The sequence below is a fragment of the Flavobacterium flevense genome (assembly GCF_900142775.1).
GTDB classification, from domain to species: Bacteria; Bacteroidota; Bacteroidia; order Flavobacteriales; family Flavobacteriaceae; genus Flavobacterium; species Flavobacterium flevense.
Map to the genome: position 1 here is coordinate 1 of NZ_FRCC01000024.1, position 4,003 is coordinate 4,003.

Annotated in this window: 4 protein-coding genes; all 4 read left to right on the forward strand. The window is 32.5% G+C overall.

The genetic code is table 11. The features are described 5' to 3' along the window. Positions 1-45: 45 nt before the first annotated feature. Complete coding sequence (locus BUB89_RS17655; protein ID WP_073247532.1) at positions 46-891, forward strand: RteC domain-containing protein; 846 nt, start codon at positions 46-48, stop codon at positions 889-891. A 254-nt stretch (positions 892-1,145) separates the two neighbouring features. Beyond that, the gene (locus BUB89_RS17660) at positions 1,146-1,439 is read left to right on the forward strand and encodes a helix-turn-helix domain-containing protein (protein WP_073247530.1); all 294 of its coding nucleotides are present in this window, start codon (positions 1,146-1,148) and stop codon (positions 1,437-1,439) included. A gap of 99 nt (positions 1,440-1,538) precedes the next feature. Continuing rightward, entirely contained in the window at positions 1,539-2,963 is a 1,425-nt protein-coding gene (locus BUB89_RS17665) for a DUF3945 domain-containing protein (RefSeq protein WP_073247531.1), read from the forward strand. Positions 2,964-2,984: 21 nt separating this feature from the next. Beyond that, positions 2,985-4,003: DNA topoisomerase (locus tag BUB89_RS17670; protein ID WP_234982695.1), on the forward strand; the 1,019-nt coding region annotated here is incomplete at its 3' end.

Consider the following 4,003-nt stretch of genomic DNA (forward strand, 5'->3'; position numbering starts at 1 on the left):
TTTTTGCAAGCTATGTCTTTTTTAGAGATTAAAAACGAACATACAATGAAAAGCTCTTTAAATGATATTTTAACTGAGATAAAAAGCTTTGAGAAAAAAGTTTCTGAGGAAACAACTAATTTAATAGATGAATCCTATAAAGTAAGTACCTATTTAAGGGAATTGTTGTTTAAAATAAAAAATGAACTTTTAAAAGTTGGTTTTAAAGATGATTCTGAGGAGATAAACTTTTTTAAGAATATAAAACCTCAAATACTTGGCAAATTAATTTATTACAATAAGGTATTTCGAATAGAGACTTCTTGTCCTGTAAATGATGGAAAAATGTACCATAATTTCTTCTCTAATGAACTAGAAGAATTAAAGCAGGAATATAAAGAGCACATTTGCAATTCAGATTTTTACAGGTATTATCGTTCTGGAAGAACAGATAAGGATAATGAGTTTTTTATGCTTGGAAAAATAAATTATCACAATGGACTTAATAGTTTTGTCTTTGAAATAGATACTAGTTTTTCGACTTATTATGATTATAAAATTGCCCGAATAATAGCTAATGAACTGCTTTATGCGTATCTGTTGGCGAAAACAAATCCAGATCAAAACTCAAATTCTATTTTGCAAAATCCAGAATCAGTAAAAGATATTTTTTGGACAGATTCTAAAAATGCTCTTATTGAACTGATTTATGCTTTATATGTTTCAGGAGCTATCTCACATGGGAAAATTGGGATTCGAAAAATTAGTCTTGCTTTTCATATTTTATTTAGAACTCCTTTGGGAGACATTCATCATGCTTTTCATCGAATGAAAGAAAGAACTGGTTCCAGAACAGTTTTTCTTGATAAACTTAAAGCTGCACTGGAAGAATACATGGATAAGGATTTATAGTTATATTTCAAATTCTTAATAAGAACAGCGTTTTTACCACGCTGTTTTTTTATACCCATAAATACCCATTGGCATACCTAGATATTATCAATTGTTGACTCAGGAGATTATTAATAAAATTGTTGTTTTCCACATTTATTAAATTAAAAAAATTGTCATTCTCAATTGGTACATCTTGGCGGACAATTACACTCATACTTTTCAAATTTGTACAGCTATCAATAAATAATTGTTTAATGTATTGAAGTAAAAGTATGAATATAGACAGAATGGAATTTATAGCATGGATGGAACGAATTATGGATCGTTTCGATATCCTAAATGAACATATAAATGATGTTCAAAAACAACGGAATAACATTGATGGAGAAGAATTGTTAGACAATCAGGATCTCCTTCAGATGTTGAAAATTAGTAATCGCTCACTTCAGCGTTACCGCTCATCAGGTAAGCTACCGTATTATACAATTAGTGGGAAGCTTTATTATAAATTATCAGACGTTCATCAATTTATACGTGATAGTTTTAATACTCCTTTCAAAAAGTGATAGACAAAAAATGTCAAGTAAAGCCATTGAAAGTCATTTGGTATAAGCTGCTATTTCATCTTATTATTTTCGGGTATATAAATTAAAAATGCGATTGTGATGAGCGAGCAATCTATAGATGCACCAAAAGCGGAAGATCAGTTTTCTGATATTTTATTGGTATTCGACAAGAAAAAAAAGAAAATAGAGGTAGTTAAAGGAATTGACAAGAATGGTGAACTAAAAACCATGCCTGCCAACAAGAAAAATGAAAGCCAGTTTATACGTGTCGATAAGCATGGTGATTTATTTTCTAATTTTTTCTCCAATTTTCTTAATCAATTAAAGAATCCAACCCATTTCATTTTTTTTAGAGTTTCTGCTCATGAAGCAATTAGTGTAGCCAATAAAATGCAAAAAGAAGTTGATAATCCTACTAAAGAAGGAAACAAATTATTTGCCCAACACAAGATAGAAATTGATTATAAACAACAAAATAATAAAATCATGGAAACAACTCAGTCAACAATGGAAACGAGCGAATACCGCTTCAAATTAGAACAGATTGATTGGAATGCGATGTCCAATTTAGGACTAAGTAAAGAACGCCTTGAAAAAATGAAGCTACTTGATCCTTTGCTAAAAGGATATAAGACAAATGAATTGGTTCCTATAAGTCTTGATTTAGGAACTTCCATTACCCGTATGGATGCCAGACTTTCTTTGCAGACTAAAGAAGATGGACAGGTGGTTGTTGCTATTCACGGAATCCGTAAAGAACCACAGTTAAATTTTCCGTTTTTTGGACACGAATTCACCAAAGAAGATAAGGAGAACTTACTCAAAACAGGTAATATGGGACGAGTAGTTGATTTGACTAATCCCAAAACTGGTGAAAAAATATCGTCCATTATTAGTGTGGATAGATTGACTAAAGAATTGATTGCCCTTCGTACAGATCGCATTAAAATTCCAGATGAAATAAAAGGAGTGAAGTTAGAAGAACAACAAAAGCAGACTTTAGCAGAGGGTAAAGCTTTATACATAGAAGGGATGATTTCTAAAAAAGGAGAACCTTTTAATGCCACTGTTCAATTTAATGCAGATAAATGTTACCTGGAATTTCTCTTTGACAGAACTAATAATATGCAATCTGTAAGTCAACAACAGGATGTACCTCGTGTGTTTAGAGGAAAAGAGCTTGATGAACAACAATATCAAAAGTTCCAAGAGGGACAAACCGTATATTTAAGTGGTTTGATTGATAAGAAAGGTAAAGAATATCAGGGCTATATTACATTCAATAAAGATACAGCAAAAACTGATTTTTCTTTCGATAATCCAAATAAAATGAAAGAGAAAGCTCAGCCTAAAGAGGAAAGTAAAACACAGGTTGCTGTTAATTCGGAAGGAAAAACGAATGAGGCTACTAAAAACATTAAAGAACCTTTGAAAACTGAACAGAATCACCTGGATAGTAAAAAGCAACAACAAGAGCAAGAGAAACCTAAAGCAACTAAGAAATCTACAGGTCGAAAAATATAACTATCCTAAAGTGATAATCCGATGAAAGTGGTAATTGCAGAAAAGCCAAGTGTGGCTAGGGAAATAGCCTCGCTTTTGGGAGCTAGTGAGAAAAAAGAAGGTTATTTGATGGGGAATGGATATCAGATAACCTGGGCATTCGGACATTTAGTTACTCTGGCAATGCCGGAGGATTATGGAATTAGTGGTTTTCAAAAAGAATGTTTACCTATAATACCTAATCCTTTTTTATTAACCGCTCGTAAAATCAAGACAACTGATGGATATGTTCCAGATACAGCAGCATTGAAACAATTGAAAATCATTGAACAGCTTTTAAAAAACTGTGAAAATATTATTGTAGCGACAGATGCTGGACGTGAGGGGGAATTGATTTTCCGTTATATTTATGAACATCTAAAATGCAACAAACCTTTTGAAAGGTTATGGATAAGCTCATTGACAGAAAGAGCGATTCTCAAGGGATTTGATAAGCTGAAACCAGGAAAGGAATTTGATGGTTTATATTTTGCTGCTCAAGGGAGAAGCCGTGCAGACTGGTTGGTTGGTATCAATGCTTCACAAGCTTTGACAGTTGCTGCCGGAAGTGGAATTTATTCTTTGGGAAGAGTGCAAACCCCAACATTAGCAGTTATTTGTAAAAGGTTCATAGAAAATAAAGCATTCACAATTAAGAAATATTGGCAAATTGAGTTAGAGAATCTAAAAGATTTTATTGATTTCAAAAGTCTTTCTTTAACCAAATGGGATGATAGTAAACAGGCTGATCATACACTAAAATTCATTCAACGACAAGGAATGGCTACGGTCACAGCTCTTGAAAAGAAGATTGTTAATGAACAACCACCCTTACTATTTGATCTTACCGCATTACAAAAAGAGGCTAACATCAAATTGAATCTTTCAGCAGAAGAAACTCTTACTATTGCTCAAAGTCTTTATGAGAAGAAATTTATTAGTTATCCGCGTACCGGGAGTAAATATATTCCCGAAGATATTTGGGTAGAAATCCCGCAGTTAATAGGGATATTAGAAGAAAT

Bases quoted from the DNA above. Each gene is read 5' to 3' on its own strand.
- BUB89_RS17660 (WP_073247530.1), top strand. From the start codon at position 1,146: ATGAATATAGACAGAATGGAATTTATAGCATGGATGGAACGAATTATG.
- BUB89_RS17665 (WP_073247531.1), top strand. From the start codon at position 1,539: ATGAGCGAGCAATCTATAGATGCACCAAAAGCGGAAGATCAGTTTTCT.
- BUB89_RS17655 (WP_073247532.1), top strand. From the start codon at position 46: ATGAAAAGCTCTTTAAATGATATTTTAACTGAGATAAAAAGCTTTGAG.